Origin of the sequence: Mesorhizobium alhagi CCNWXJ12-2, assembly GCF_000236565.1 — a bacterium.
GTDB lineage: Bacteria > Pseudomonadota > Alphaproteobacteria > Rhizobiales > Rhizobiaceae > Allomesorhizobium > Allomesorhizobium alhagi.
Genome location: NZ_AHAM01000115.1, coordinates 1 through 25,690 on the forward strand (window position 1 = coordinate 1; position 25,690 = coordinate 25,690).

The 25,690-nt window shown below is 64.6% G+C and carries 29 protein-coding genes and 1 pseudogene; 11 read left to right on the forward strand and 19 right to left on the reverse strand.

Annotated elements, in window-relative coordinates; all coding sequences use genetic code 11:
- Positions 1 to 420: SAM-dependent methyltransferase (locus tag MAXJ12_RS13570; RefSeq protein WP_008836461.1), on the forward strand; the 420-nt coding region annotated here is incomplete at its 5' end.
- On the opposite strand, the gene MAXJ12_RS13575 is transcribed toward MAXJ12_RS13570, so the two are convergent.
- Entirely contained in the window at positions 387 to 1,502 is a 1,116-nt protein-coding gene (locus MAXJ12_RS13575; RefSeq protein WP_040586262.1) for a cobalt-precorrin-5B (C(1))-methyltransferase, read from the reverse strand. The genes MAXJ12_RS13570 and MAXJ12_RS13575 overlap by 34 nt on opposite strands.
- A 53-nt stretch (positions 1,503 to 1,555) precedes the next feature.
- On the opposite strand from MAXJ12_RS13575, the gene cobA reads away from it, so the two are divergent.
- The 5 genes from cobA (at position 1,556) to MAXJ12_RS13600 (ending at position 5,871) form a co-directional block, all read left to right on the forward strand.
- A complete protein-coding gene (gene cobA / locus MAXJ12_RS13580; protein WP_008836463.1) occupies positions 1,556 to 2,332 on the forward strand; it encodes a uroporphyrinogen-III C-methyltransferase in 777 nt (258 codons plus the stop codon).
- Positions 2,329 to 3,642 carry a cobyrinic acid a,c-diamide synthase CobB gene (locus MAXJ12_RS13585; protein ID WP_008836464.1) on the forward strand — a complete coding sequence of 438 codons (1,314 nt, stop codon included), beginning with the start codon at positions 2,329 to 2,331 and terminating at the stop codon, positions 3,640 to 3,642. Before cobA ends, MAXJ12_RS13585 begins: the two co-directional genes overlap by 4 nt.
- Positions 3,643 to 3,645: 3 nt before the next feature.
- Positions 3,646 to 4,404, forward strand: a complete 759-nt coding sequence (locus MAXJ12_RS13590; RefSeq protein WP_008836465.1) for an adenosylcobinamide-GDP ribazoletransferase — start codon at positions 3,646 to 3,648, stop codon at positions 4,402 to 4,404.
- 24 nt (positions 4,405 to 4,428) lie between these two features.
- Positions 4,429 to 5,439 carry a nicotinate-nucleotide--dimethylbenzimidazole phosphoribosyltransferase gene (gene cobT / locus MAXJ12_RS13595; RefSeq protein ID WP_008836466.1) on the forward strand — a complete coding sequence of 337 codons (1,011 nt, stop codon included), beginning with the start codon at positions 4,429 to 4,431 and terminating at the stop codon, positions 5,437 to 5,439.
- A gap of 153 nt (positions 5,440 to 5,592) precedes the next feature.
- Complete coding sequence (locus MAXJ12_RS13600) at positions 5,593 to 5,871, forward strand: hypothetical protein (protein WP_008836467.1); 279 nt, start codon at positions 5,593 to 5,595, stop codon at positions 5,869 to 5,871.
- Positions 5,872 to 6,137: 266 nt separating this feature from the next.
- On the opposite strand, the gene MAXJ12_RS13605 is transcribed toward MAXJ12_RS13600, so the two are convergent.
- Positions 6,138 to 6,932, reverse strand: a complete 795-nt coding sequence (locus tag MAXJ12_RS13605) for a methyltransferase domain-containing protein (protein WP_008836468.1) — start codon at positions 6,930 to 6,932, stop codon at positions 6,138 to 6,140.
- Positions 6,933 to 6,983: 51 nt separating this feature from the next.
- Here MAXJ12_RS13605 and MAXJ12_RS13610 point away from each other — a divergent pair, with 51 nt between their 5' ends.
- Positions 6,984 to 8,150 (forward strand): AraC family transcriptional regulator, encoded by a 1,167-nt coding sequence (locus MAXJ12_RS13610; protein ID WP_244421491.1) that lies wholly within the window; start codon positions 6,984 to 6,986, stop codon positions 8,148 to 8,150.
- 17 nt (positions 8,151 to 8,167) lie between these two features.
- Here MAXJ12_RS13610 and MAXJ12_RS34420 read toward each other — a convergent pair whose 3' ends face one another.
- The 4 genes from MAXJ12_RS34420 to MAXJ12_RS13630 form a co-directional block, all read right to left on the reverse strand.
- Complete coding sequence (locus MAXJ12_RS34420; protein WP_157999634.1) at positions 8,168 to 8,770, reverse strand: SH3 domain-containing protein; 603 nt, start codon at positions 8,768 to 8,770, stop codon at positions 8,168 to 8,170.
- 154 nt (positions 8,771 to 8,924) lie between these two features.
- Positions 8,925 to 10,181 carry an MFS transporter gene (locus MAXJ12_RS13620; protein WP_008836471.1) on the reverse strand — a complete coding sequence of 419 codons (1,257 nt, stop codon included), beginning with the start codon at positions 10,179 to 10,181 and terminating at the stop codon, positions 8,925 to 8,927.
- Positions 10,182 to 10,412: 231 nt separating this feature from the next.
- Entirely contained in the window at positions 10,413 to 11,891 is a 1,479-nt protein-coding gene (locus tag MAXJ12_RS13625; RefSeq protein ID WP_008836472.1) for a DEAD/DEAH box helicase family protein, read from the reverse strand.
- Positions 11,849 to 13,027: a BaiN/RdsA family NAD(P)/FAD-dependent oxidoreductase gene (locus MAXJ12_RS13630; RefSeq protein ID WP_008836473.1), complete on the reverse strand. Its 1,179-nt coding sequence runs from the start codon at positions 13,025 to 13,027 to the stop codon at positions 11,849 to 11,851. The genes MAXJ12_RS13625 and MAXJ12_RS13630 overlap by 43 nt, the downstream gene beginning before the upstream one ends.
- Before the next feature lie 137 nt (positions 13,028 to 13,164).
- Here MAXJ12_RS13630 and MAXJ12_RS13635 point away from each other — a divergent pair, with 137 nt between their 5' ends.
- Positions 13,165 to 14,034, forward strand: coding sequence for a DMT family transporter (locus MAXJ12_RS13635; protein WP_040586267.1), 870 nt, complete (start codon positions 13,165 to 13,167; stop codon positions 14,032 to 14,034).
- Between the two features lie 18 nt (positions 14,035 to 14,052).
- On the opposite strand, the gene MAXJ12_RS13640 is transcribed toward MAXJ12_RS13635, so the two are convergent.
- From MAXJ12_RS13640 to MAXJ12_RS39630, 6 genes are all read right to left on the reverse strand, one after another.
- Positions 14,053 to 14,592 (reverse strand): DUF3299 domain-containing protein, encoded by a 540-nt coding sequence (locus tag MAXJ12_RS13640; RefSeq protein WP_008836475.1) that lies wholly within the window; start codon positions 14,590 to 14,592, stop codon positions 14,053 to 14,055.
- A 75-nt stretch (positions 14,593 to 14,667) separates the two neighbouring features.
- The gene (locus MAXJ12_RS13645; protein ID WP_008836476.1) at positions 14,668 to 14,856 is read right to left on the reverse strand and encodes a hypothetical protein; all 189 of its coding nucleotides are present in this window, start codon (positions 14,854 to 14,856) and stop codon (positions 14,668 to 14,670) included.
- A 142-nt stretch (positions 14,857 to 14,998) separates the two neighbouring features.
- Positions 14,999 to 17,053: a bifunctional aldolase/short-chain dehydrogenase gene (locus MAXJ12_RS13650; RefSeq protein WP_008836477.1), complete on the reverse strand. Its 2,055-nt coding sequence runs from the start codon at positions 17,051 to 17,053 to the stop codon at positions 14,999 to 15,001.
- Between the two features lie 87 nt (positions 17,054 to 17,140).
- Positions 17,141 to 18,097, reverse strand: a complete 957-nt coding sequence (locus tag MAXJ12_RS13655) for a sugar-binding transcriptional regulator (RefSeq protein ID WP_008836478.1) — start codon at positions 18,095 to 18,097, stop codon at positions 17,141 to 17,143.
- Between the two features lie 59 nt (positions 18,098 to 18,156).
- Positions 18,157 to 18,450 carry a Dabb family protein gene (locus tag MAXJ12_RS13660; RefSeq protein WP_040586270.1) on the reverse strand — a complete coding sequence of 98 codons (294 nt, stop codon included), beginning with the start codon at positions 18,448 to 18,450 and terminating at the stop codon, positions 18,157 to 18,159.
- Between the two features lie 100 nt (positions 18,451 to 18,550).
- Positions 18,551 to 18,679, reverse strand: a complete 129-nt coding sequence (locus tag MAXJ12_RS39630; RefSeq protein WP_008836480.1) for a hypothetical protein — start codon at positions 18,677 to 18,679, stop codon at positions 18,551 to 18,553.
- Positions 18,680 to 18,996: 317 nt separating this feature from the next.
- Here MAXJ12_RS39630 and MAXJ12_RS13665 point away from each other — a divergent pair, with 317 nt between their 5' ends.
- Positions 18,997 to 20,253: an SAM-dependent methyltransferase gene (locus MAXJ12_RS13665; protein ID WP_008836481.1), complete on the forward strand. Its 1,257-nt coding sequence runs from the start codon at positions 18,997 to 18,999 to the stop codon at positions 20,251 to 20,253.
- Between the two features lie 123 nt (positions 20,254 to 20,376).
- Positions 20,377 to 20,757, forward strand: a complete 381-nt coding sequence (locus MAXJ12_RS13670; protein WP_139043890.1) for a hypothetical protein — start codon at positions 20,377 to 20,379, stop codon at positions 20,755 to 20,757.
- Positions 20,758 to 20,890: 133 nt separating this feature from the next.
- Here MAXJ12_RS13670 and MAXJ12_RS13675 read toward each other — a convergent pair whose 3' ends face one another.
- A complete protein-coding gene (locus tag MAXJ12_RS13675; RefSeq protein WP_008836483.1) occupies positions 20,891 to 21,316 on the reverse strand; it encodes a DUF1801 domain-containing protein in 426 nt (141 codons plus the stop codon).
- Positions 21,317 to 21,530: 214 nt separating this feature from the next.
- Here MAXJ12_RS13675 and MAXJ12_RS38205 point away from each other — a divergent pair.
- Positions 21,531 to 21,827: pseudogene (locus MAXJ12_RS38205) on the forward strand (ArsR/SmtB family transcription factor); the annotation flags it as partial.
- Positions 21,828 to 22,468: 641 nt separating this feature from the next.
- Here MAXJ12_RS38205 and MAXJ12_RS13685 read toward each other — a convergent pair.
- From MAXJ12_RS13685 to MAXJ12_RS13710, 6 genes are all read right to left on the reverse strand, one after another.
- On the reverse strand, positions 22,469 to 23,161 hold the full coding sequence (locus MAXJ12_RS13685) for a type 1 glutamine amidotransferase domain-containing protein (protein WP_008836485.1): 693 nt from the start codon (positions 23,159 to 23,161) through the stop codon (positions 22,469 to 22,471).
- 86 nt (positions 23,162 to 23,247) lie between these two features.
- Positions 23,248 to 23,874 (reverse strand): TetR/AcrR family transcriptional regulator, encoded by a 627-nt coding sequence (locus MAXJ12_RS13690; RefSeq protein ID WP_008836486.1) that lies wholly within the window; start codon positions 23,872 to 23,874, stop codon positions 23,248 to 23,250.
- 93 nt (positions 23,875 to 23,967) lie between these two features.
- Positions 23,968 to 24,507, reverse strand: a complete 540-nt coding sequence (locus MAXJ12_RS13695) for a DUF1801 domain-containing protein (protein WP_008836487.1) — start codon at positions 24,505 to 24,507, stop codon at positions 23,968 to 23,970.
- 12 nt (positions 24,508 to 24,519) lie between these two features.
- Complete coding sequence (locus MAXJ12_RS13700; protein WP_008836488.1) at positions 24,520 to 24,885, reverse strand: DoxX family protein; 366 nt, start codon at positions 24,883 to 24,885, stop codon at positions 24,520 to 24,522.
- Between the two features lie 85 nt (positions 24,886 to 24,970).
- Positions 24,971 to 25,390, reverse strand: a complete 420-nt coding sequence (locus MAXJ12_RS13705; RefSeq protein ID WP_008836489.1) for an SRPBCC family protein — start codon at positions 25,388 to 25,390, stop codon at positions 24,971 to 24,973.
- Positions 25,387 to 25,690: ArsR/SmtB family transcription factor (locus MAXJ12_RS13710; RefSeq protein ID WP_008836490.1), on the reverse strand; the 304-nt coding region annotated here is incomplete at its 5' end. The genes MAXJ12_RS13710 and MAXJ12_RS13705, both read right to left, overlap by 4 nt.

Genomic DNA, 25,690 nt, shown 5'->3' on the forward strand with positions numbered 1-25,690 from the left:
GCTGCGGCGGCGCTTGGCCGCGAACTCACCATTCCGGAAGTCGCGCAAAGCCTGGTGCTGACACGTGTTTCCGGCCGCGCCTCGCCCATGCCTTTGGGCGAGACGCTCGCAGCCTTCGGCGCGACCGGTGCGACGCTGGCGATCCACCTTGCCATCCACGCCGTGGAACGGGTGGTTGAGGAACTGACGCCGCTCTATGGCAAAGACTGCCCAGTGGCCGTCGTGTTCCACGCCTCATGGCCGGACGAGCGGGTCATCCGCGGGACGCTGGCGACAATCGCATCGGAACTGGAGAAAAACCCGATCGAGCGCACCGCTATCATCTTCGTCGGCCGGTCGCTGGAGGCTGAAGGCTTTCGCGAGAGCTCGCTTTACGACGCCTATTATCAGCGTCGTTTCCGGGGGCGCGACGGGTTATGAGTAGCGGCAAACGGCTTGTGCCCCATCAACTCCCCGTCGCGGTTGAAGATCAGGATTTCGAGTTCGATTCTCGGGTCCTTCAGCACTGCCGCCGCCGTGCGCCAGGCGCCGTCGGCGATCGCCCGACCGATTGGAACGCCGTCGGTCGTTGCCTCGGCAAAGGCCTCGGCAACCGTGTTGGCGCCGCGAATTTTTTCGGCCAGCGCGTCGGAAGCGCCGGCATCCCGCGCGACCACCGCCAGCGCGTCGAGATCGGCCGCGCCGCGCTTGGAGTGCAGGTCGAGCATGCCTTGAGCGAGCTTGGTCATCTTGGCGACACCGCCGGCGATGGTGACGCGCGGCACCGGGTGATCGCGCAGATATTTCAGCATGCCGCCGGCGAAATCGCCCATGTCAATGAGTTGCACCTCGTGCAGCTTGTGAAAATCGCGTGCGGCGTTTTCGGAAGCGTTGCCGGTCGCGCCGGAGACGTGGGTAAAACCCATGGCGCGGGCGACATCGATGCCGCGATGGATCGAGTGAATCCACGACGAGCAGGAATAGGGAATGACGATGCCGGTCGTTCCGAGGATGGAAATGCCGCCGAGAATGCCGAGGCGCGGGTTGAGCGTGCGCTCGGCCATCTTCTCGCCGTCGGGCACGGAAATCTCGACCTCGAAATCGGCCCCCTCGCCCGCGACTTCGGCAATCGCGGCGGCGATCATCTTGCGCGGCACGGGGTTGATCGCCGGCTCGCCGGGCGGGACCGGCAGGCCCGGACGCGTAACCAGGCCGACGCCCTCGCCGCGTTTGAATACGACGCCGGAACCCTTCGCCCCCGGCCGCACCGTGCTTTTGACCAGCGCGCCATGGGTGACGTCCGGGTCGTCGCCGGCGTCCTTGACGATGCCGGCCATCGCCTCGCCGTCACCCGCGTGAGACGTCGCCAGGGCGAAAGCCACGCGCCGGCCGCCCGGCAGGGTTATCTCGACCGGATCGGGAAAGCCGCCGGTAAGCAGCGCCGCGCAGGCCGCCTTGGTCGCGGCGGTGGCGCAGGCGCCGGTGGTCCAGCCGCGCTTCAGCGGGCGATCTTCAGTTTCCATGGCGCGATCTATAGGCTTGCCAGAGCCGCCCGTCATCGTCGAAAGCGGCATCCATGAGTCTCGAAAAAGCCATTCACCGCCTGAACCACGCCCATCCGGTGCTCGAGCCCGGCCATGTCTGGCTGGCCGGCGCCGGCCCCGGCGACCCCGGCTGCCTGACGCTCGACGTGCTGTCGGCGCTGGACCAGGCCGACGCGCTGGTGCACGACGCGCTGGTGCCGGACGCGATCATCGCCGTCGCGAGCCAAGCGGAGAAATTCTATGTCGGCAAGCGCGGCGGCAGGCTGTCCATCCCGCAGGACGAGATCAACGCCATTCTCGTGCGCCTGGCGAAAGCGGGCCGCAAGGTCGTCCGGCTGAAGGGCGGCCATCCGCTGGTGTTTGCGCGCGGCGGTGAGGAGGCGCTGGCGCTGGCGGCGCAGAACATTCCGTTCCGCGTCCTTTCCGGCGTGACGTCGGCTTTCGGCGGGCTCGCCTCGGCGGGCATTCCGGCGACGATGCGCGGCGTCAACGGCGCGATCATCCTCGCCACGGGCTTTGCCGCGGTCAGCGACGACCGCCCGGATTGGGCGGCGCTCGCCAGCACCGGCCAGCCGATCATCATCTATATGGGCCTGACCCATATGGCCGATACCGTGGCCGCCCTGCGCGCCGGCGGATTGCCGGACGATATGCCGGCGGCGTTCGTGGAAAACGCGACGCTGCCCAACGAGCGCACGGTCGTCGCGACGCTTGGAACGCTGGTCGAAACGGCGGCGCGCGAGAAGGTGGTATCTCCGGCGCTGATCGTCATCGGCGGGATCGTCGCGCTGCGCGAGAAGCTGCGATGACCGCGCGCGGGATCATCATCGGCGCGCCGCGCTCCGGTTCGGGCAAGACCAGCGTCACCATCGGCATCTTGCGTGCGCTGGCGCGGCGCGGCATCGCCGTGCGCGGCGCGAAGTCCGGGCCGGACTACATCGATCCCGGCTTCCACGCCGCCGCCACCGGCCGGCCCGGCGTCAACCTCGACAGCTGGGCGATGGCGCCGACGCTGCTCAATTCGCTGGCCTCGGAAGCAGCGCGCGACGCCGATCTGGTGTTCGTCGAAAGCGCCATGGGCCTGTTCGACGGCATACCCGGCGAAGCCGGCCGCTCCGGCTCGGCCGCCGACCTTGCCCGGCTCTACGGCCTGCCGGTGCTCTTGGTGCTCGACGTTTCCGGCCAGTCGCAGACGGCGGCCGCCGTCGCAAAAGGCTTTGCCGCTTACGATCCGGAGGTGCGAATCGCCGGCGTGGTGCTGAACCGGCTCGGCAGCGAGCGCCATCGCCGCCTGGCCGGCGATGCGGTCGAGGCGCTCGGCCTGCCGGTCGTCGGCGCGATCCTGCGCGACCCGACGCTCAACCTGCCCGAACGCCATCTCGGTCTGGTGCAGGCGGAGGAGCATGCCGATTTGATGGCGCATCTCGACCGCCTCGCCGACATGGTCGAGCGCTCGCTCGACCTGGACAGGATCATGGCGCTGACTGCGCCGATGCCTTCGGCAGCGGCCGATTTTTCCGGCGCGCTGCCGCCGCCCGGCCAGCGCATCGCACTGGCGCAGGACGCGGCTTTTACCTTCCTCTATCCGCATCTGGCTTCGCATTGGCGGGGTGCCGGAGCCGAGATCGTGCCGTTCTCGCCGCTCGCCGACGAGGCGCCGCGCGAGGATTGCGACGTTTGCTGGCTGCCAGGTGGCTATCCCGAACTGCATGCGGGGAAACTCGCCGCCGCTGCTCGTTTTCGGGCAGGCTTGAAAAAATTCGCGGAGCAAAAGCCGGTCCATGGCGAGTGCGGCGGCTTCATGGTGCTGGGCGAAGCGCTGGAGGATGCCGATGGCGAGACGCACGAAATGCTCGGCCTGCTCGGCCATTCCACAAGTTTCGCCAAGCGCAAGATGAATCTCGGCTATCGCAGGGCAAAATTGCTGGCGGATTGCCCGCTCGGGCCGGCCGGCGCGGTGGTGCGCGGCCACGAGTTCCACTACGCGCAAATGACCGCGCCGGGCAGCGACGACAGGCTGGCTGAACTCGCGGACGGACAGGGCAATCCGCTCGGCACGTTCGGCGGGCGGCGCGGCCATGTCTCGGGCACTTTCTTCCACGCCATAGCGAGGGGCTGACGCATGCCGCCCCTGCAAAAACTTCTCGGCGATATCGCCCTTTGCCTCGTCTTCTTCACGCGGTTGCCGCTGCCGCATTTCGAGACAAAGGACAGCGTTTTCGCGCGGGCGATCTGGGCTGCGCCTGTCATCGGGCTGGCTGTCGCGCTGGTCGGCGGCGTCGTCTACGCCCTCGCCGTCTTGCTCGGCCTTGCCGCCGGCCCTGCCGCGGCGCTGGCGCTTGCCGCCACGATGGCCGCTACCGGCTGCCTGCCTGAAGACGGGCTGTCCGACACCGCCGATGGTTTCGGCGGCGGCAAGGACCGCGAGAAAAAGCTGCAAATCATGCGCGACAGCCGCATCGGTAGCTACGGCGCATGCGCGCTGGCGTTCTCGATCCTGCTGCGCTGGAGCGCGATTTCCGAACTCGGCAGTTCCATCGCAGTCCTTTGCGGGCTGATCGCCGCGCATGCCGCGTCGCAGGCGCTGCTTCCGGCCTTCATGCAAATGCTGCCGCCCGCTCGCACCGACGGGCTGTCGGCGGGCGTCGGTGAGATCTCGTCCGATACGGCGCTGGCGGCGGCCGCGCTCGGCGCGCTGGCGCTGCTTGCGCTTGGCCTTTCCGGCGCGATTGCCGCGGCGCTCTGCCTCGGCATCGTTTTCTTCCTGTTCCGCAGCCTTTGCCTCAGCCAGATCGGCGGCCAGACCGGCGACACGACCGGCGCGTTGCAGCAGGCCGGCGAAATCACCGTGCTTCTCGTCGCCTCAGCCATCTTCATTTGACTCTTTTCTGGAGTTTTTTCGTCCATGCCTTTCAAATCTTTCGATGAACTACGCGCCGCCTGCCAGGATCTGCCGGCCGGGAACGACCGCGCGGCGGCTGCGGTCGCCGCGCGCCAGGACACGCTGACCAAGCCGCAGGGCAGCCTTGGCCGGCTCGAAACCATCGTCGCATGGCTGGCGCGCTGGCAGGGGCGCGACACGCCCAGGCTCGACAAGGTCAAGGTCATCGTCTTTGCCGGCTCGCACGGCGTGACCGCCCAGGGCGTGTCGGCCTTCCCCGCTGAAGTCACTGCGCAGATGGTGGCGAATTTCGCCGGCGGCGGCGCCGCCGTCAACCAGCTTGCCCGCGCCGCCGGAGCCGAACTCGACGTGATCCCGCTGGAAATCGACCGGCCGACCGGCGATTTCACGCAGGTTCCGGCGATGAGCGAGGCGGAATTCCTCGAGGCTGTGTCGATCGGCCACGCGTCCGTCGCGGGAGATCTCGACCTCGTGTGCTTCGGCGAAATGGGCATCGGCAACACCACGACCGCGGCAGCGATTGCAGCGGCGCTCTTCGGCGGCAAGGCGGAAAGATGGACGGGCCGCGGCACCGGCGTCGACGATGCCGGCCTGCAGCGCAAGATCGCGGCAATCGAAAAGGCGCTCAAGCTGCATGCCGAAATTCTCGGCAACCCGCTGAAGGCCGCCGCCGCCGTCGGCGGGCGGGAGCTTGCCGCGATCCTCGGCGCGACGCTCGCCGCGCGCCAGCTTGGCATTCCGGTCCTGCTCGACGGCTTTGTCTCCACCGCCGCAGCCGCGCCCTTGGCAAGGCTGCACTCCGCCGGCCTCGCCCATGCGATGGCCGGCCATGTCTCGGCTGAGGCCGGCCATCGCGGCCTGCTCGCGGCGCTGGAACTGCCGCCGCTCCTCGAAATGGGCATGCGGCTCGGCGAAGGCTCGGGCGCATGCCTCGCCGTCAATATCGTGCGCTCCGCGCTTGCCTGCCACACCGGCATGGCGAGTTTTGCCGAGGCCGGCGTGTCGGAGAAATAGCCGGGTCGATAGCTGTGGCCGGCGCAGCTTTGTCCACGATTCCCGCCGCCCCGATCGGGCGGAACCAATGATGATGGCAGCCGTTTTTGTCTGGATAATTCGAGGCGAAGGGATTTCACCATGGTTGCCAATTTGTGGAGACATAACAGCGATGTGGGCGACGATCTGCAGGCGCAGATCGCCAGGTTGAGCCGTGAAGTGGCCTCGCTGAAGAAGACGCTGAGCAAGCGCGGCGCGGCCACCTATGAAGACACCAGCGAACGCGCCGCCGATCTCTACGAGGACGTTCTCTCCCGTATCAGCGACGCAATGCCGGATATCAAAAAGCAATCGCGCGCCGTCCAGAAGACTGCGCAGGACAATCCGGTCGCGACCGCGGTGGTCGGCGTGGCGGTGCTCGGCCTGCTGCTCGGCCTGCTCGCCCGGCGGTGAATCGCTTCAATTTCGGTGCGTCCTTCGAGGCTCCCCTTCGACAAGCTCAGAGTCGCACCTCAGGATGAGGATGGTCGCGCGAACGGGAAGTGGGTCTCAGCTTGAGTTTCGGCTTACGATGAACCTTTCTCTGCCCCTCTTTCGAAACAGCCTACGGCAAATCCCGATCCCTTCAACGACCTTCTCGGCGACCGATATTCAGCTTGGAGCTGCCCGGCCTTCAACCCTTCACGGAGCATAGCGTCGCCTCTCACCTTAGACTTCGACTAGGATTTCCGTGCTTTTATAATGAGTGACGGCATGTCGAATTCGATCGTGCCGCCGTCGACCACGAAAGGCCTGAGCACCGTCTCCGACTCCGCGAGAAGCCGCTCGAATTGTTCGTCGCTCAGCAAGCCGCCGAGGGTCCAAACGCAAGCGCGTTCGGTCGACACCAGCGCATCGATCGATTTGAAGCGGACCTTGCCATTGCGCTGGACGACCTCCACCCCCGCAAGCCCCGCCTCCTTGCAGATTTCATACAGCCGTCCGGCATCGCCAAGACTGAAGGGCGCGCGGAATGCATCTCCCACCTCTTTTCCGAACAGCCGGTCGAGCAACAGCGCGAAGGAGCCGTAGCCAGGCGAGTTCTCGACCGCATCGCACACGGCAACCGCCAGCCGGCCGCCCGGCTTAAGGACCCGCATCATCTCGGCGAGCGCTTTCGGCTTGTCGTCAAAGAACATGAGACCGAACTGGCTGACAACGGCGTCGAAGCTGTTGTCCGGCAAAGGCAGTTCCCCGGCCGATCCTTCCAGCCATTCGATCTGCGCGGACTTGCAACGCGCAACCGCCAGCATTTCGGGATTGGCGTCCAGCCCTACAACCGAGCCCGAAGGGCCGGCGATCTCGGCTGCGGCAAGCGTCAGAGCTCCCGTGCCGCAGGCCACGTCGAGCACGCGGTCGCCCTTCTGCACACCGGCTTCTGCCGCGACGACCGGCCCCCATTGGGCAAACAACGCGGGCACGAAGTGGGTGTCGTAAATTTCGGCAGGGCTGCGCAGTTTCTCAAGCGTGGTCATGGCCTTCCTCCACTCTCATCGTCAAAACCGGCACAACCGGTGGATATGCCGATGCGCACAGAGTATGCTTCGAGGATGGTCCAAGCCCATGACCATACGTCTTTGTCGCTTGCCGCATCGTCCACCGTCATCGATGCGGAGCGGTCGAACGGCGCTTCGCCGGCGATGGAGCCTGCCCAGTACAGGACGCATGGCACCGATCCGCTTTCGGACGTCCTACGCACGGTCAAGCTGACAGGCGCGTTATTCTTCCTGGTGGACGCGTCCTTCCCCTGGGGCGTGGAGGTGCCGCACGCGGATGCGTTTTCGTCCATCATCCTGCCGGGCGCCCAGCATATTGTGTCCTATCACATCATCCTGAAGGGCTCGGGCTGGGTCGAGATTCCGAACGTCGCCGCCACGTGGTTCGAGGCCGGCGATGTGCTGGTGCTGCCGCATGGCGACCCGTATTCGATGCTCAGCGATCCCAGCCAGCCGCCGGAATTCGACGTCGAAGCGACGATGGACTATTTCAGGGACATGGCGGCGGGCAGGCTGCCCTTCGTGTCGAAGGAAGGCGGCGGCGGCGAGCCGCACAGCGAATTCGTCTGCGGCTTTCTCGGTTGCGACATGCAGCCCTTCAATCCTGTGCTCTCCACCCTGCCGCGTCTCTTGCGGATCAAGCGGTCCCACGACGGGCGCGAGGATCTTTTGAGCCGTCTCATCGATCTCACACTTGCCGAGGCCCGCCAGCCGCGGGCCGGCTGTGAGTCCATCCGGCTGAGGCTGAGCGAGTTGGTTTTCGTCGAGGTGATGCGCCAATATCTGGAGACCCTGCCGGCCCACGAGACCGGCTGGCTTTCAGGCCTGCGCGACCCTGCAATCGGCAAAGTCCTGGCCATGCTCCATGAAAAGCCCGCACATCCGTGGACGCTGAACGGGTTGGCGAGCTGTGCCTGTATGTCGCGGGCAGCGCTTGCTGCGCGCTTCACCCATCTCCTGGGTCATGCCCCAATGCAGTATCTGACGCTCTGGCGGATGCAGATTGCCGCGCGCCTCCTTGCCGACAGCTCCATGAAGGTAGCCGCGGTGGGCCATGAGATCGGCTATGAATCCGAGGCGGCCTTCAGCCGGGCGTTCAAGAGGGCCGTGGGGGTCTCGCCCGCGGCATGGCGTGATGGCGTCGTTGGAACCAAGCGATCGCAAGACCGTCGACTGGCCAACCTTGATCGCGCATAGCCACGACCAGACCGCCCCTACAAATAGCACTCGACGCCGCGGTTGCCCTGCCGGGCATAGGCGCTGTGCTCGCCGCACTGCTTGCCGTTCAGCATGAGATCGTATGGGCATTGGCAGTTGCCGCCTTGCGGCGCACGCGCCGGGTGGCGGCCGCCGAGAAGGGAGCCCCAGGGCCTGGACCCAGCCGGTCGGCTTCGCACCGGCAGCGCCGGCCTCGGCCCTTCGGCGACAGCGGGCTTGGGCGCTGTCGATTGCGCGCCCAGATAGTCGCCATGCACCCAACCCTTCTGCCCTGCGACCAGAACCAGCCGCCATTTGCCGTCGCGCGCCAGCACTCCGACCTTTTGGCCTGGTTTCAGCGTCGAGACGATCGCGGCGGACGTGCTCGCCTTGGCGCGGAGATGAACGCGCGAGGTCGTGAACAGCGAAGACGCCTTGCGGGAGTTCTTGCCGACCGGCATTTCCGGCCGCGGGATCGAGCCGGTCGCCATTTGCGAGGGGCGCGCCTGAGGGGCGACTGCCTTCTTGGGCGTCGCCGGCAGCGCCGCCTGGCGCTCGACGGGCTTCGCCGGCCGGTGCGCGATATCTGTGGTGCGTCGGCTTGGCGGCTCCTGGGTCATTGCCCAAACGCCGGCAGCAGCCGCGCCGACAAGCAGCCATCTAAATTTCGGAAGCGTGAATCCAGCCATGCCGCCAATGATGCCGGCAAGGCCTTAAAACGCGGTTGACGGGATCGGGCTCTATCTTCCTTCCTGTGCGGCCGCGATCTGTTCCCTAAACCGGTTCCCACTTTCGGGAATCATGCCTGACGAACCCCCGCGAGCGCCACAGCAGGAACACCATCACCGAAACGTTCAGCAGGTTCCAGGCGATGCCGTTGAGGAAGGCGGCCGCATAGGAGCCGGTCAGGTCGTAGATCCAGCCCGACATCCAGCCGCCGAGCGCCATGCCGACGATCGTGGCCATGACGACCACGCCGACGCGTCGCCCGGCTTCCGCGGCCGGCATGTATTCGCGTACGATGATGGCGTAGCACGGCACGATGCCGCCCTGAGACAGGCCGAAAATGAATGAGACGACATAGAGCGACGCCAGTCCGTCGAACGGGATGTAGAACAGCAGCGCGAGGCCCTGCAGCACCGAGCCGATGAGCAGCGTCTTGATGCCTCCAATCCGGTCGGCGAGGAAGCCGGAGCCGAGCCGGCTGACGATGCCCGCCGCCAGCATCAGCGACAGCATTTCGGCCCCGCGCGCCACGCCATAGCCCAGATCCATGCAGTAGGCGACGATATGCACCTGTGGCATCGACATGGCCACGCAGCAGGCGACGCCGGCGACGACCAGCAGCGACTGCAGCACCAGCGGCGACACCGTGATCGGCTGGGCGCGCGCCCGGGACGGCGCACCCTGCGCCTGCCCGTGCCCGTCTTCGGGCAGCCTGCGCCGCAGCAGGAGCAGCAGAGGGATCATCGCAGCGATGCAGATGATGCCGATGCCGATATAGGTGGCGCGCCAGCCGTCGGAGACGAGAAAACCCTGCATGCCTATCGGCCATACCGCGCCGGCGATGTAGTTGCCGCTCGCCGCCACGCCGACCGCGACGCCGCGGCGGCGGTCGAACCAGTGCGAGATGTCGGCAATCAGCGGGCCGAACGTCGCCGAGGAGCCCGCGCCGATCAGGACGCCCTGGATGAGCGCGAACTGGGTGACGGAGGTGGTGAGCGCCGCGAGGATGAAGCCGAACCCCATCACCACGGCAGCAATGATGCCGGGCCACATGAAGCCGAAGCGGTCGATGAAGCGGCCGACGACGAGATTTCCGAGCGCAAAGCCGATCATCGTCAGCGTATAAGGCAGCGAGGCGTCGCCGCGGTCGACGCCGAACTCGGCCTGCACCACCGGCAGCACCACCACGACCGCCCACATGCCGACGCCGCCGAGCGTCGACAGCAGCGTCGAGATTGCAAGCCGTCGCCAGGCATAGGCGCCGTCTATGTCGGAGGCGGCATGCGCGCCGATTGGTGGATTCATGTCTGCCGCATTCCAATTTACCCGCAGGTGAGGCGTGTCCTCGGCTAGTCTTGGCCGGATTGTCCCGGCTTGGCAGCGCCACATCAGCTTTTTCGGCGCGCCAGTGCTCCCTTGCCGACTCAGCGCCGCCCCTCACCTACCTCCTGAGCGTAGTCGAATGGGCGGCATCCTCTCACCGTATCCTTCAACAAGCTCAGGACGTGGAGAGGAGACAAGTGGCAACGTGGCCGCCTATGGAGCCTCCGCCCCCATCACCTCGGCGATCTCCTCCAGCAGCCGCGTGTCGTCGCCGGCCATGCCTTCCATCGACATCATCCGCGAAACCACCGTGGCGCCGATCCTTTCCTCCACCGTGCCTTCGGCATAGGCGTAATAGATGATCGCGCGGCGGCCGTCGCGGTGGGCGCGGCCCTCGATCTGCTGCAACTGGATCGCGCTGTGGCGAAGGTCGTGCACGACAAGCGAGCGCTCGCGCTCGCCGCCCGGCATCTCGCCCTGATGCAGCGAGATCGATTCGGTGACGGTGAAGACGACGGCATCGAGCCGGCCGGTCTGGAAGGCCACCCGCGTCGCTTCATTGACCTCGCCGGAGCGCTCGCCATTGATCTCGCCCACCGACCAGCCGCGCGCGCGCAGCTTTTCCGTAAGCATCGCGCTGGTTTCGAGGAAGGCGACGGAAATCGCCACCTGCTGGCCGTTGGCCAGGAGGTCCTCGACGAATTCGGCGGTGCCCGAAATACGGATCAGGCTTGCCTTCTGGCGGAAGCGCAGGTCGGCGGCCCAGCCCGCCGGCTTGCGCGTGCTGCCGCCTGCGAGCCCAAACTCGCGCCGGAATTCGCGCCATGTCGCGTCGTAGAGTTTTTTCCCGGCCGGATCGAGCGCCACCGGCGCAAGCTCGCGCTGCACCTCCGGCCAGCCGGCGATGTCTTCGGGGCGGCGGCGCATGCCGATGGCGTTGCGGCCCTTGTAGAGCAGGTCCGACATCAGCTTGCGGTCGCGCTCATTGGGCTCCCACGACCAGTTCTTCCAGCGGCCCTTCGCCCGGCCGATGCCGAGCCGCTTCATCAGCTTGCGGAATTCGCCGATCTCGCCGCTGGCACCGCCCGTGGCGTAAGCCAGCAGCTTGCCGAGATAGGAGAGTTCGTGCGGCGACTGCCCCGCCGTCGCGCTCATATAGATGGTGAACTCCGCGGCCGCCGCCATCTGTCGGCAGACCATGCCCTGCTGCGAATTGGGATTGCGGATGCGGTGGCTCTCGTCGATGACGACGATCGGCCAGACGCGCTTTGGCGAGCCGAGCCGGGCAAGCTCGTTGTTCTTCGCCCGCGTCGAGCGCTTGGTGCTGACGGCCGGCGGCGCCATCAGCGACTTGGTCCGCTCGAAATTCATGATGGTGACGCGTTTGCCGGCATCGGGCGAATGCGCGATGGTGCGCCGCCATTGCGGGATCGCGCCCTTGGGGCAGATCACCAGTACGTCCTTTTCCGGCATGGCCGAGATCGCCAGCCAGGCAGACAGCGTCTTGCCGAGCCCGGTCAGATCGCCGAGCAGGAAGCCGGGCCGGCCCTCCCTGCGAGCCGCGAGGATCGCCTGCTTCGCCTCGACCTGGTGCGGCCGCGGAATGAAATCATGGTCGCGGTCCGGCCCGGCCATGGTGATCGAAGCGCTCATGCCGCCTGCCCCGCGCACCAGCCGGACGACCACGCCCACTGGAAATTGTAGCCGCCGAGCCAGCCGGTCACGTCGACCACCTCGCCGATGAAATAGAGCCCCGGAACCGAGTTCGCCTCCATGGTCCTGGAATCGAGGTCGCGCGTGTCGACGCCGCCCAGCGTCACTTCCGCCGTGCGGTAGCCTTCGGAGCCAGCCGGCTTGACCCGCCAGCCATTCACCGCCGCCTCGAGCTTGCGCAGCGCCTTGTCGGAGAGATCGGCAAGGTTGCCCGCCGCATTCGCCTGTTCGGCGATCGTCTGCGCCAGCTTCTTCGGCAGAAAAGCCGCGAGCGCCGTCTGCGCCGCCTGTTTTCCATTCTCGGCGCGGGCCTTGCGCAGCGCCGCGAATACATCGGTTTCGGGCAGCATCGAGATGCCGATCTCGTCGCTCTCGCGCCAGTAGGACGATATCTGCAGGATCGCCGGGCCGCTGATCCCCCGATGCGTGAACAGCATCGCCTCCGCAAATTTCGTCTTGCCGCACGACACCACTGCGTCGACAGCGACGCCGGAAAGCGGCGCCAGCCGGGCCAGCGTATTCTGGTCGAAGGTCAGGGGCACCAGCGCCGGGCGCGTCTCGACGATCCGCAACCCGAATTGGGCGGCGACATCGTAGCCGAAGCCGGTGGCGCCCATTTTCGGGATCGACTTGCCGCCGCTCGCCACCACCAGCGACTTTGTGCGGGCCGCGCCGTCGTTCAGCGCCAGCGCAAACCCGCCATCAATCTTCTCGATGCTTTCCACCCGCGTCGAAAGGCGCAGTTCCGCCCCGAAACGCTGCATCTCGCCGACCAACATGTCGATGATCTGCCTGGCCGAGCCGTCGCAGAAAAGCTGGCCGAGCGTCTTTTCATGCCAGTCGATGCCGTGCCGCTCGACCATGGCGATGAAGTCGCGCTGCGTGTAGCGGGCGAGCGCGGAGATGCAGAAATGCGGGTTCTGCGAGAGGAAATTCTTTGGGCTTGAGTGGAGATTGGTGAAGTTGCAGCGGCCGCCGCCCGAGATGCGGATCTTTTCGCCGGGCGATGCGGCATGTTCGACGACCAGCACCGAGCGGCCGCGCTTGCCCGCCTCCACGGCGCACATCATGCCCGCAGCGCCCGCGCCGATCACCACCACGTCGAAAGTCTGCAAGCCCTAAGCCTCCTGCCGAAACGGTTCACCTATAGCACCCCGGCCGGAGATGGGAGTCGCAGGCGAAAAGCCGTTGGACCATTCGATTGACGGCGCTAGCCGTTGCGGCGCGGCCGCTTGGCTGCGAAACCGCCGCCATGAACCGGCAATCGAATCTTCTCGCGGCATTCTGGATGGCCTGTTCGCTGGCCTGCATGCTGCTGATGACCATTGCCGGCCGCGAGACCACGCGCGAGCTCGACGTATTCCAGGTTATGGAAATGCGCTCGGTGATCGGGCTCTTCATGCTCTATCCGCTGATCCGGCTCGCCGGCGGCTTTCGCGCCATGCGCACAAGGCGGCCATGGCAGCATGTCGGCCGCAACATCGCCCACTATGCCGGCCAGTTTGCCTGGCTGCTGGCGCTGACGATGATCCCGCTGGCGCAGCTCATCGCAATCGAGTTCACCGCGCCGATCTGGACAGCGCTGCTCGCGGTCAGCTTCCTAGGCGAACGGATGAATATCTGGAAGACCACGGCGATCGTGCTCGGCCTGGTCGGGGTGACGATCATCGTGCGGCCCGGCGTCGATGCCTTCGACCCCGGCCAGTTGATCGTGCTTTCCGCCGCTTTCGCCTTCGCCATCTCGTTTGCCATGGTGAAATCGTTGACGCGAACCGAAAGCGTGGTGGCGATCATATTCTGGATGCTGGTCATCCAGTCGATCATCGGCCTGGCTCCCGCGATCTATGTCTGGCGGCAGCCTTCGGCCGAAGTCTGGCCGTGGATCCTTGTCATCGCCTTCGCCGGCTCGTTCGCACATTACTGCATGGCGCGCGCCATGGTGCATGCCGACGCCACGGTGGTGATGCCTATGGATTTCCTGCGCGTGCCGGCGACGGCGGCCGTCGGCTGGCTGCTCTATTCCGAGCAGATCGACGCGCTTACCGCGCTCGGCGCGGCGCTGATCCTGACCGGCAATCTGCTCAATCTGGCGGGCAGGACGACGCGGCCGCAGCCGGCCTGACGCGCTCGTGCAGTCCCGTCACTTCTTCAGGAAATTCCAGGGCGTCATTTTGGCTGGCGCTGCGATGTCGACAGCTTTGGCGACCCGTGCGCGGCCGACGCTGTAGCCCGATTCAATGACCGTCACGCCGTCCAGCACGAAGAGTTGCGTCGTTTCGAGACCCGGCTTCAACACACCCGATATCGACACGGGTTCGTAGATCTCGCTCAGTCTGTAAGGCCGCTCGGAGGTGACGTGGACCGTCTGGTTGGGCGGGGGCGGCGGCACATGGGCGCAAAGGCCGCCCCATGGCAGCAGCATGAATTCGTAGACAAGGTCGCCTTCGCGGTCGACGGGCAGCAGGTATCCGGTCAGTTCGATCGTCTTGCCCTTGAGATCCCACGAAAGCGTCTCGCCCTGGTTGGTTTCGGCTGCGCCGGCCGTCGCCGGAACCTCGACGCCCTCCGGCCGCAGTTCGCTCCAGCGGATTTTCAGGGCATCGACAGAGGCGTTGGCCACGCCGAAGAACAAAAGGCAGGCGGCCGCCGCGCATCCCATGAATTTGAAACGGTTGTCCACCGGCCGATCTCCGCTGTCACAAACAGAGTAAAGGCCGTTGGCCGGCATGCGTCAATCAGATGGGTGTGGACGGGCTTACCGGATGCCGATCAGTGGCCCGGTACGCGGGCCGAACAGGCGCCAATTGGTCGGCTGCTCGCAGAATCCGGCATCATAGGGCCGGTCCGTGCATGCCCAGCGGTATGTCTGGGTAGAGTCCGGGCCGAGGCAGCCGGAGGCCAAAAGCGCCGCCGCCAGCGTCGCGAGAACCAGATAGAGCCGCATCGTCACTTCTCCGCCGGATCGCCACAGCGCCGATCCGCACCATACCATCTACCCGAAAACCGCGATTCCCGAAACCGGGAATGCCGGATCATGATCAGGCTAATTTCTCCAACAGGATCATTCAACCTTGCCTGGCCGTGGTCTATCGCAGCGCCGCCGCGATGTTGCCGCCGTCGACTGTGGTCACATCGGCTGTCGTCCGTTCGGCCAGCGCCTGATGCAGGAAGGCTTGCGCCACGTCCTCGGCGGTGACCTCCTGGCCCAGCAGATTTCCGGACATGTATTCCTTTTCCGAAACGCCGCGCGCGCCCGAGCGGCTGGCGATCATTGCATCGGTCAGAAGCCCCGAGCGGATGCGGTCGGCGTTGACAGCGTTCGAGCGTATGCCTTCCGCGCCGTATTCCAGCGCATATTGCCGCGACAGGAACAGCGTCGCGGCCTTGGGCAGGCCGTAGGCGCCGAATTTCGCGCCGGGATTGACCGCCTGCTTCGAGGCATTGAACAAAAGCACGCCGCCGGTGCCCTGCTCCAGCATGATGCGCACCGCGTTCTGCGCCACCGACTGGTGGGCGAAGAAGTTGAGTTCGAAACTCTTGCGCAGGACCGCGTCGTCGAGTTCGCCGATCCGGCCTTCCCAGGCGGCGCCCGCATTTGAGACGAGAATGTCGACGCCGCCATAGGTCGCAACGGCCTTTTCGAAGGCGGCGTGCACCTGCGCCGGATCGGTGATGTCCGCACCGACGCCGATCGAATTGTTGCCGGCCTTCTTCGCCGCGTCTGCGGCCTTCTCCGCATCGAGGTCAACGACGACGACATGAGCGCCGTTGGCGGCGAACAGCTTTGCCGTCGCAGCGCCGATGGCGCCTGCGCCGCCGGTCACCAGCATCACCTGGCCGGTCAGCGGCTTCGGCTTGTTGGAGGCGAGCTTGGCCTGCTCCAGCGACCAGTATTCGAGCGGGAAGAGGTCGGATTTGGCAAGCGGGCGGAAATCGCCGATCGCTTCTGCCCCGCGCACCGCCTCGATCCACATTTCGCCGACGTCGGAGGCGATCTTCGCGTCCTTCAGCGTGCGGCCGTGGCCGAACATGCCGAGACCCGGAACCAGCGTCAGCCGCGGCATCGGGTCGAGCATGGTGCGGGAAACATCGTCCAGCGCGTCGTTGGTCTCGAAATAGGCGCGATAGTCGGCCGCAAATTGCTCGACATGCTGCTTGATGACGGATTTGTATTCGCCGGCGCTTTCCGCGTCGGGCGCGGGCAGCGCCATCGGACCGGTCTTGATGCGGATCGACAGGTCCGGCGTCGACACGCCGCGCCCGGCATAGTCGGCGATCTTTTCCGAAGCGATGAAGTCGAGGATCGCGTCGGAGGTGCGGAAATCGCTGATCATGCGGTCGAAGCGGCCTTCGCCGCGCGACACCGCCACCGCACCGCGCAGCATCGGCGCAATGTCCTCGGGCTTTGCCAGCTTTTGCGGCAGCGCCGCCTTGGCGGCCGGCGGCTTACGGTTGGCGGCGACGTAATCCTCGGCCGCCGTCACATAGTGGATCATGCGATCGTAGGCCTGCCTCGCATCGTCGCCGAAGGTGAAGATGCCGTGCTTGTCGAGGATAAGGCCCTCGACGGAGGGATCGGCGTCGTAGATTTCGGCCGCCGCCTTGGCGAGGTCGAAGCCCGGCTTGATGTAGGGCACGAAGCCCATCTTGCTGCCGAACACCTTTTTGCACAGCGCCTCGCTGTCCTCCTGGTCGACGATGGCGAGAATGGCGGTCGAATGCGTGTGGTCGACGAATTTGTGCGGCAGGAAGGCATGCAGCAGCGTCTCGACCGATGGGTTGGGCGAAGACGGATCGATGAGATTGGCGCGCTGCAGGGCCACCATGTCCTCGTCGGAAAGCTTTTCCAGCGACCGTGCCTTGAGCAGGGGCGCGAGTTTTACCGCCGGCAGGCCGGCTGGCTCGATCACGCCCATGTCCCAGCCGCTGCCCTTGACGCAGAGTACGTCCCATTCGTCGCCGACAAGGTCGGTCACCTTCGTCTTGCAAGAGGTGTTGCCGCCGCCATGCAGCACCAGCCGCGGCTCGCCGCCGAGCAGGCGGGTGGTATAGAAGCGCAGCGCCAGGTCTCGCGCGACGCCCTTCTTCGCGTAATCGGCAACAAGGCGTTCGGCTGCGCTGTCATCCCACAGGTTTTTCATGATGCTAGGTCCGGTTTCTTCATTCGTTTGTTGAGACAGGAATGCTGTGACGCGCCGATGACGGTCCCGCACTCGTCCGTCCGCGTATTATCCCGCCATGGTTTTCGCGTGATCCAGCAATTGCCGCGCCATGCCTGCTCCGACCACCAGATGCGAGCACAGCCCGCCGGCGATCGCCGCGATCAGCGGCTCGAATTTCTTGTCTTCCTGGACCACCATCAGCCGCTTCGGTATGGCGGCGAGCGATTTCAAATCGGCCGAGATGACCCGGCGGTTATAGCTGCAGTCGAGCGCCGCGCCCCTGGCGTCGATGATCTGCCCGGCAATAACGCCGGCAGCGCCCCTTTGGCGCAGGGCGTCCATCTCGTCGGGCCTGAGCGCCCCGCATTTGACAACATGGCTGTCCGCGTCGACCGTACCGACCGAATAGAGCGCGAGATCGCAGTCCGAAATGCTAGCGAGTTGTTCGCGGATCACAGGCTCGGCGCGCAGATCGCGCGCCAGCGCCTCGGTCGTCAGCACCAGCGGCGCATAGAAATTGGTGCCCTGGGCGTTCAGCCGGCGGGCGATCTCCATCGTACACTGGTCGGGGCGATAGGAGTACGGCGCGCCGAGATTGCCGCAAAGCTGCACTACCGTCACATCCTGCAGGTCCGCATAGGACATGATGTCGGCGATCGCATAGACCGTCCTGCCCCAGGCGACACCGATGCGGTCGCCCTTGCGGACGAGTTCGAGGAACACGCTCGCCGCCAGCACCGGCACTTCGGCCGCGGGATCGGCGGCCTGCTCAGTTTGCGGCGCGATCCAGACGGCATCAAGCTTCAGTGCGTCCTCGAGTTGGCGCGCCAGAACGTCCTCCGCAAAGAGCTGGGTAGAGGTGGAGATGTTGACGATGCCGGTCTCGCGCGCCTTGCGCAGGTACATGGCGACGGAAGCCCGCGAAATATCGAGCTGCTTCGCCACCTCGTCCTGGCGCAGGCCATGCGCGTAATACAGCCAGGCGGCCTTGTGGATGATCTGTTCTGCCGGTCGGATTGCCATCACGCCTCCCTCTCGACATTATTCACGAGGGCTGACAAAAGTCAAACAAGCTCACCCGATCAGCCGGACTGCGCGACGATATCCGCGGAGTAGCGCAATTCGCGCAGCGGGCGGACTTGACGCGTGGCCTCGGCGTAGATCGGATCGGCCTTGTAGGCGGCAAGCGCTTCGGCATCCGCGAACTCCGCATAGACGACCACGTCCACCTCGTCGGACAGCGGATCGACCTTGGTGTTGAGCGAAACTTCGAAGCGGCTGGAGTGCGGGATGGCACCGAGCCGGGAAAGGCCGGTGCGAATGGCTTCTATATCCTCGCGCCGCTTTGCACTGAAAAACACGATGTGCCGGATCAAGAGCGCCTCCGCCGAAATATGCGAGGCGTTTTCGGTCGGCGGCATCCTGCCGTCAACCGCATGCGGACCGGATGTGCTGAACTGACGCTGCCAGAACCACTCAGCCGGTTATTAAGCTCAGTATATGCCTCAGCTCGCGGACTCCCGAATCCAGATAGCGGCCCTGATTGTAGCCGCCGTCCCAGATCAGGAAGCCGGTAACGAGGCAAATCCCGACTACATAGCGCATGCCTACCCCCGAGGCGGACGTTCGATCGCCGCACGATGCTTTGCCGTGCGCCCACTTTGGTGATTGCCGCCGAAACCACAAGGCCCGGCAGGTTGCGCGACGCGATTTTTGGACACTCGGCGGATACCAGCTTGGCACAGCGGCGTCCGGCTCCTGTCTCTTGAACTTCGCTTTGGCGGCAAAGAAGGTCGTGGCGCTGCACCAGGAGTCAAGCCGGCGAATAACCGGAAGTTGCGGATTTCGCCCGACGGTATCATGATGCGGAACAGCGTGCGCCGGCAAGGCATTGCAATACATCATCTAATCAGAGCTGTGCGATGAAAAGGGACGGTATTGAGGAGACTGCTACGGACGGGGCAATCCGCCTCCACGCGGGGAATTTCGCCGAAGTTGCCAGGGGGCTGCCGGCCAAGGCGCGCATGGTGCTTTCGGCGGCGATGGAGCTTGCCCGCGGGACGCTGAAGATCACCATGCCCGACGGCCGTGCGGTTGTCGTCGGCGGCAAGTCGCCCGGTCCTTCGGCGCAGGTCGTCCTGAAGAACTGGCGGCTGCCCAGCCGCGCCTTCACCGGCGGCACGATCGGGGTGGCCGAATCTTACATGGACGGCGACTGGGAAAGCCCGGACGTGACGAGTTTTCTCGAACTGTTCGTGGTCAATTCCGAGGCTGGAGAGAAGGTTGCCGGCGGGGCGAGCTGGCTGCTCACCACGGTCCAGCGTATGCGCCACTGGCTGAACGAAAACACCCGCACCGGTTCGAAGAAGAACATCTCCGCCCATTATGATCTCGGCAATGCCTTCTACCGGCAGTGGCTCGATCCCAGCATGACCTACTCGTCCGCGCTGTTTTCGGCCGGCGCCAACGATCTCGAAAGCGCGCAGGTGGCGAAATACCGCGCGCTGGCCAGGGATGTCGGGATTGGTACCGGCGACCACGTGCTGGAAATCGGCTGCGGCTGGGGCGGCTTCGCCGAATTCGTCGCGCGCGAGATCGGCTGCCGCGTAACCGGCCTGACCATCAGCCGCGAGCAGCATGACTTCGCCGCCGAGCGCATCGCCAAGGCGGGGCTTTCCGATAAGGTCGAGATCAGGCTGCAGGATTATCGCGACGAGAACGGCAAATACGACCGCATCGCCTCGATCGAGATGTTCGAGGCGGTCGGCGAGAAATACTGGCCGGTGTTCTTCGGCAAGGTCAAGGACTGCCTCAGGGCCGGCGGCACCGCCGGAATGCAGATCATAACCATCAACGAGGCGGCCTACCGGCTCTACCGCAAGCGCCCGGATTTCATCCAGCGCTACGTCTTCCCGGGCGGCATGCTGCCGACGCCGGCGATCCTGCAATCGCTCGGCGCCGAACAGGGCCTGTCCTTCCTGCGCGAACGGGTCTTCGCGCAGGATTATGCCCGCACGCTCGCCGAATGGCGGCTGCGCTTCTGGGAATCATGGGAAAAGATCGTCCCGCTCGGCTTCGACGAGCGCTTCAAGAAGCTGTGGGAGTTTTATCTCCACTACTGCGAGGCCGGCTTCCGGGCTGAATATATCGACGTCAGGCAGGTGGTGTACAAGGCCTGATCGCGGGGCTTTCCACGGGATGAAACCATGGCCGTGGAAGCGCGTTCCGTTTCATCCAGCGCTCGCAAATGATTGTCTTGGACACGTTCAGCGCGAGCGCCTCAAAGGATGAAGGAGGCCAAGATGAAACAGTTCCTGACGGCCGCCGGCTTGATGCTTGCAGGCACGCTGGCCGCGACGGCTCAGACCTCGGCGCCCGGCTGCGGCGACATCGGCGTCAACCCCACCCCGCAGCTCGACGACATCTGCAATGGGGTCGACAGTTCAACGACATCCGGGATTCCCGACGCAGCTTCGCCCGGCCTTCAGCCAGGCAATTCGACCGGCGGAACGACATCCGCCGTTCCCAGCGCGCCTGAGGGAATGCCGCCCTTGATCGTTCCGAACGATCCGCTGGGCACAGGAGATCGCGATGCGCTTTCCTCCGGCGGCACGTCGTCTTCCCCCAGTGGCCTGTCGCCCGGCCGCCGATCGGGCGCGATCCCATCACCAAGGGTGGACTAGGGTGCGGACTTGATGTGCCAGACCTTGCGGCGAAGAGATGCAGCCTTGAGCTGAAACTTGCGGACCATCGTCGACGGCCCCATAGAGCTAGCCCGGTAGCCGGGACGCTCCTCAGGCGCTCCTTGGTCTCTTCCTAGGGGCGAGACATGTTCAGCGCCACGGCGGCGCGAATGAGCGCCTTCAACGCTTCTTCATCAATCTCGTCGCCCTCATGAATATCGATGGCGCGCCTGGTGCCGCCTTCGAGACTGGAGTTGAAGAGGCTTTTGGGGTCCTCCAGCGAGGCTCCCTTGGCGAAGGTCAACTTCACCTTGTCCTTATAGGTCTCGCCGGTGCAGATGATGCCGTCGTGTTCCCACACCGGAACCCCCAACATGTTCGACGGCTTTCGCCATTTCACCTCCTCAACCACTTCTGGGTCGGCCTCTCTGATGAGATTTCGCACGCGAGCAAGCGTCTCGCCCCTCCAGTCACTCAGTTCCCTGATTCGCGCATCTATCAGCTGAGAGGGAGAGGCTTCTGCTTGCCCTTTCATCGAACCGCCTTCCGTTTTCTTCATTGGCTGTCGTCTCCGTTTTCACGATCGTTGTCGCCTTCCCCGGCTTTGTACAGGTTCCGGAGGTTTGGTGCACCTTCGGCGTCTGATGCAACGACGCGGCGAGAGCGGGCCGTTCGGCGCAATGTCAGCGGGAACGCCGACGGCGAGCGGGTTCAGCAGCCGAACGGATCGGATTGACATCATTTACGCGTAAGGATATGCTTACGCGTAAATGATGACGACTTACGCAACGAATGGCTGGGCGGCGCTGTCCGACCCGACCCGGCGGGCGATCTTCGAGCGGGTGATCGAGCACCCCAGCGCGGTCGGCGAGTTGGCCCTTGGGCTGCCCGTCAGCCGGCCGGCGGTCTCCCAGCATCTGAAGGTGCTGAAGGACGCCGGCCTCGTCATCGACAAAAGAGCCGGCAAGCAGCGCATCTACCAGGTCGACCCCGACGGGCTGGCGGCGCTTCGGGCTGAACTCGACCGCTTCTGGAGCAAGACGCTCGCGGCCTACAAGACGGTCGTCGAGCAACCGACGAAAGGAGATCCGATGAGCATCCAAGCAGCAGACACATCCGTGCTGAATTCGATCGTCGTCGAGGCGCCGATCTCGCGCGCATTCAAGGTTTTCACCGAGGACTTCGGCAGCTTCAAGCCGCCCGAGCACAATCTGCTCAAGGTCGACATCGCCGAGACCGTTTTCGAGCCGAAGGTCGGCGGTTTTCTCTACGACCGCGGGGTTGACGGGAGCGTATGCCGCTGGGCGCGGGTGCTGGCCTACGAGCCGCCCAGCCGGTTGCTGCTGAGCTGGGACATCAGCCCGCGATGGCAGATCGAGGAAGACCCGCGGAAAACAAGCGAGTGGGAAGTACGGTTCATCGCCGAAACTCCAGAGCGTACGCGGGTCGAGATCGAGCACCGCAATCTCGACCGCCATGGCGAGGGCTGGCAAAGCGTCCGCGACGGCGTGGCCGCCGATCAGGGCTGGCCGCTCTACCTGCTGCGTTACGCCGACCGGATGGCCAGGGAGCGCCAGGGCTGATTCTGAACCGAAGGTCGGCGTCGGGGAAAGTTGCGGCGCAGAGCAGGATGAACAACTCCGTTCGAGTTCATCCTGCTCTGGCGTCTGTTGCCGGGTACTGGCCACCTGCCCTGGATCATCAGGTAGGCTTATGACTTCGCACCCGCGGCAAGCTGCTTCAGCAGGAGGGCCGCGGCGGAAGCCGATGACGCGGGATTCTGGCCAGTGATCAGAAGGTCCTCGCTGACGACGTGGGACGCCCAATCATCGCTCTTGGAATAGATGCCGCCCTTGGCCTTGAGTTCGTCCTCGACCAGGAACGGCACCACCTCGGTCAACCCGACGGCGGCTTCCTCGGTATTGGTGAACCCAGTGACTTTCTTGCCGTCGACCAGCGGCTTGCCGTCCGGCGCCTTGACGTGGCGAAGAACGCCCGGCGCGTGGCACACGAGCGCAACGGGCTTGCCGGCCGCGAGGAATGACTGGATCAGTTCGATCGAATTCCTGTCTTCGACGAGATCCCACAGCGGACCGTGACCGCCCGGATAAAAGACCGCATCGAAATCCCCTTGTGAGACGCTGTCCAGGCGCACCGTGGCGGCAAGTTGCGCTCTCGCTGTCACATCGGCCTCGAAGCGACGGGTAAGTTCGGTCTGGAACGCCGGCTCATTGCTCTTCGGGTCGAGCGGCGGCTGCCCGCCCTTGGGCGAGGCTAGCACGACTTCCGCGCCGGCGTCCTTGAACGCGTAGTAGGGCGCGGCCAGCTCTTCGAGCCAGAAGCCCGTCTTGCGACCCGTGTTGCCCAGTTCGTCATGCGAGGTCAAAACCATCAGGATTTTCATTTGCTGCTCCTGCGAGTGGTTGGGGTTTGGGGGGTGGGATTTGATGAGTAGACCGGTCGTCTTTAATTGAGTACGAAAAAGGCACTTTAAACTGATGTGCTTTCAGCACCTTTGGGAAGATGGAGGATCTGGCGAGTCGTCGTCATTGCCGTCTCGAAGGGTTGGGTACTACGGACAATCTTCACCATCACGCTGGCCCCCAGCCACAGTTGATAGAGGCTTTGCGCGACCCGGTCGGGATCGTCGTCGATCGAAAGTGATCCTTCCGCCGCGCCGGCCTCGATGGCCCGTTCCAGGCGGTTGGTGATCTCGGACGTGCCGCGCTTCAGCGCCAAGCGCATGGCTTCCGAAAGATCCGCGACTTCCGCGCCCAGCTTCACCGCAAGGCACCTGCCCTGACAATCAAGGAAGGATTGAGTCTCCTGCCATTGTCGCCAGTAGTTCATCAGACGCTGCGCCATGGTCAGGCCAGGCTGGCGAAGGGTCTCGTCGAGATCGGCCAGGTAGTCCTCAAAATATCTCTCAAGCAGCGCCTCGCCGAAAGCATCCTTCGAGCCGAAGTAATGGTAGAAGGACCCCTTCGGGACACCGGCAGCCGTCAGAATCTCGTTCAGGCCCACGGCAGAGAACCCCTTGCCCGCCATGATCCGCTGGCCGGTGTCGAGGATGCCCTGACGAACATCGGAAGTTTCCTGCGCGGCTAAAGTGCTCATGGCACGTTATAGAGCACAAAATAGACCGGTCGTCTAGTCTTTGGCGACAGTGCGACAACTTGGCGCCCCCACACGCCAGCCCGCTACCTCCGCTTACATTTTCTCGCCGGGCAGTTGGCTGGCCTGCTTCACCCAGTCGGCGAATTGAGCTTCGTCGAACTGGTCCTCATAGATATCGTAGTAGCGCACCGCTTCATATTTGGATTTGCCGGCAGGCGGAGGATTCAGCGAGGCGCCGCGGAAGAAAGTCACTTTCACGTATTTCGCGAAGACATGGAAACTGAGGAACCAGACGTCGTCCTCTACGCCGTAAAAGGGCGAGTTCCATTTGACCGCCTTGCGCACGCCGGGGACGGTGCGCTCGATGATCGCGTCGAGGCGGCGTCCGACATCGCTTTTCCACTCCGGCATGGCCGCGATGTAGGCCTGCACGGGGGCGTCGCCGTAACCCTTCGGGATCTGCGGGTTGCCGCCTGAGAGAAGGACCGGCTTCGCACCCCTCGAGGGGGCCTTACTCCTGGTTGCCGCAGATCGCGTGCCCGTGCCGGCCGCCGCCTTGGGCTTGGCCGAGGCGTGTTCCTCGTTGACGCGCGACGGGCGCTTGCCCGCATCGGTATTGGTCTTCCTGGCCATGCTCAGCAGCTCCTAGAATGGCTTCAGCACAAACCTGCCATAGGCAATAAACGCGCATATGGCAGCCACGACGAGCCAATAGATCACAGGGCCATAATTCGGGTCACCGGAATAAATATGCAGCACGCAAAAAATGAGCATTTCAGCGGCTATGACGACCGCCGCGATCGGAGCCAGAATGGCCAGGGGTTTATAGATTGCCGGGAGGATCAGGCCCGCAGCGCAAAGCAGCTCAACGGCGCTCATCGCCAGCCAGACCCCGTTCGGAATCGCGCTCAATGAAGGTACTGTTTGCGCAGGATTGGAAAACTTCCATACCGCGCCGATGGCGGTATGCACAGCGAGAAGGATTTGAAGAATCCACAATAGAATGTTCATGGTTATGTCCCGGTTCAAAAAAAGGGTCGAACGTTCTGGAGGCGCGCCTGTAACAGCCCCCTGGCTTTGAAAGTTTCGGGAGACTTCAGTCCGTCCGCGCCAAAACTTCTTCCAGCTTCGCAAAGAACTGCTGCCACCCCGCCTTGGCGCCCCCGTAGGCCTGCTTCTGATCCGGCCGGAAGCCCGACTGCTCCATGCGCAGGTGGGTGCCCGTGCGCGTAGGGGTGAGCGTGAAGGTCACCGCACTCTTCAGATTGTAGGCCGCATCCTCATGCGCAAAATTCCAGGTGTAGGACAGCGTTCTGTTCGGCTCGACGGCAAGGACCTCGCAGTCCAACACGCCGCCCCAATCTCCGCGAAGGTTGAAACGGTGGCCCACTGCTGGCTTGAAGTCGTTCTTCATGAGCCACTCCTCCATCAAATGTGGTTGCGTGAGCGCGCGCCAGATCTTTTCGGGCGGATAAGGGATATCGCGCTCGACAACTACGGAGAGCGTTTCGTTCATTGATCCATCCTTTTGAGCAAGTCTTCGAGATCGTCGAACCGGCTTTCCCAGAATCCCGCCATCTGGCTTGTCCAGTCGATCAGCGGGGCAAGAGCGCCGAGTTGCGCGCTGTAGTGCGTCTGGCGGCCTTCGTGGCGGTCGCGTACCAGCCCGGCCTGCTTCAGGACCCCAAGATGCTTTGAGACGGCCGGTTGCGAAACTCCGGCCTCAACCGTCAGCGCCCCGACCGTCTGCTCGCCTTCGCGGCATAATCGCTCGAAGATCGCCCGTCGCGTCGGATCGGCGAGCGTTCTGAAGAGC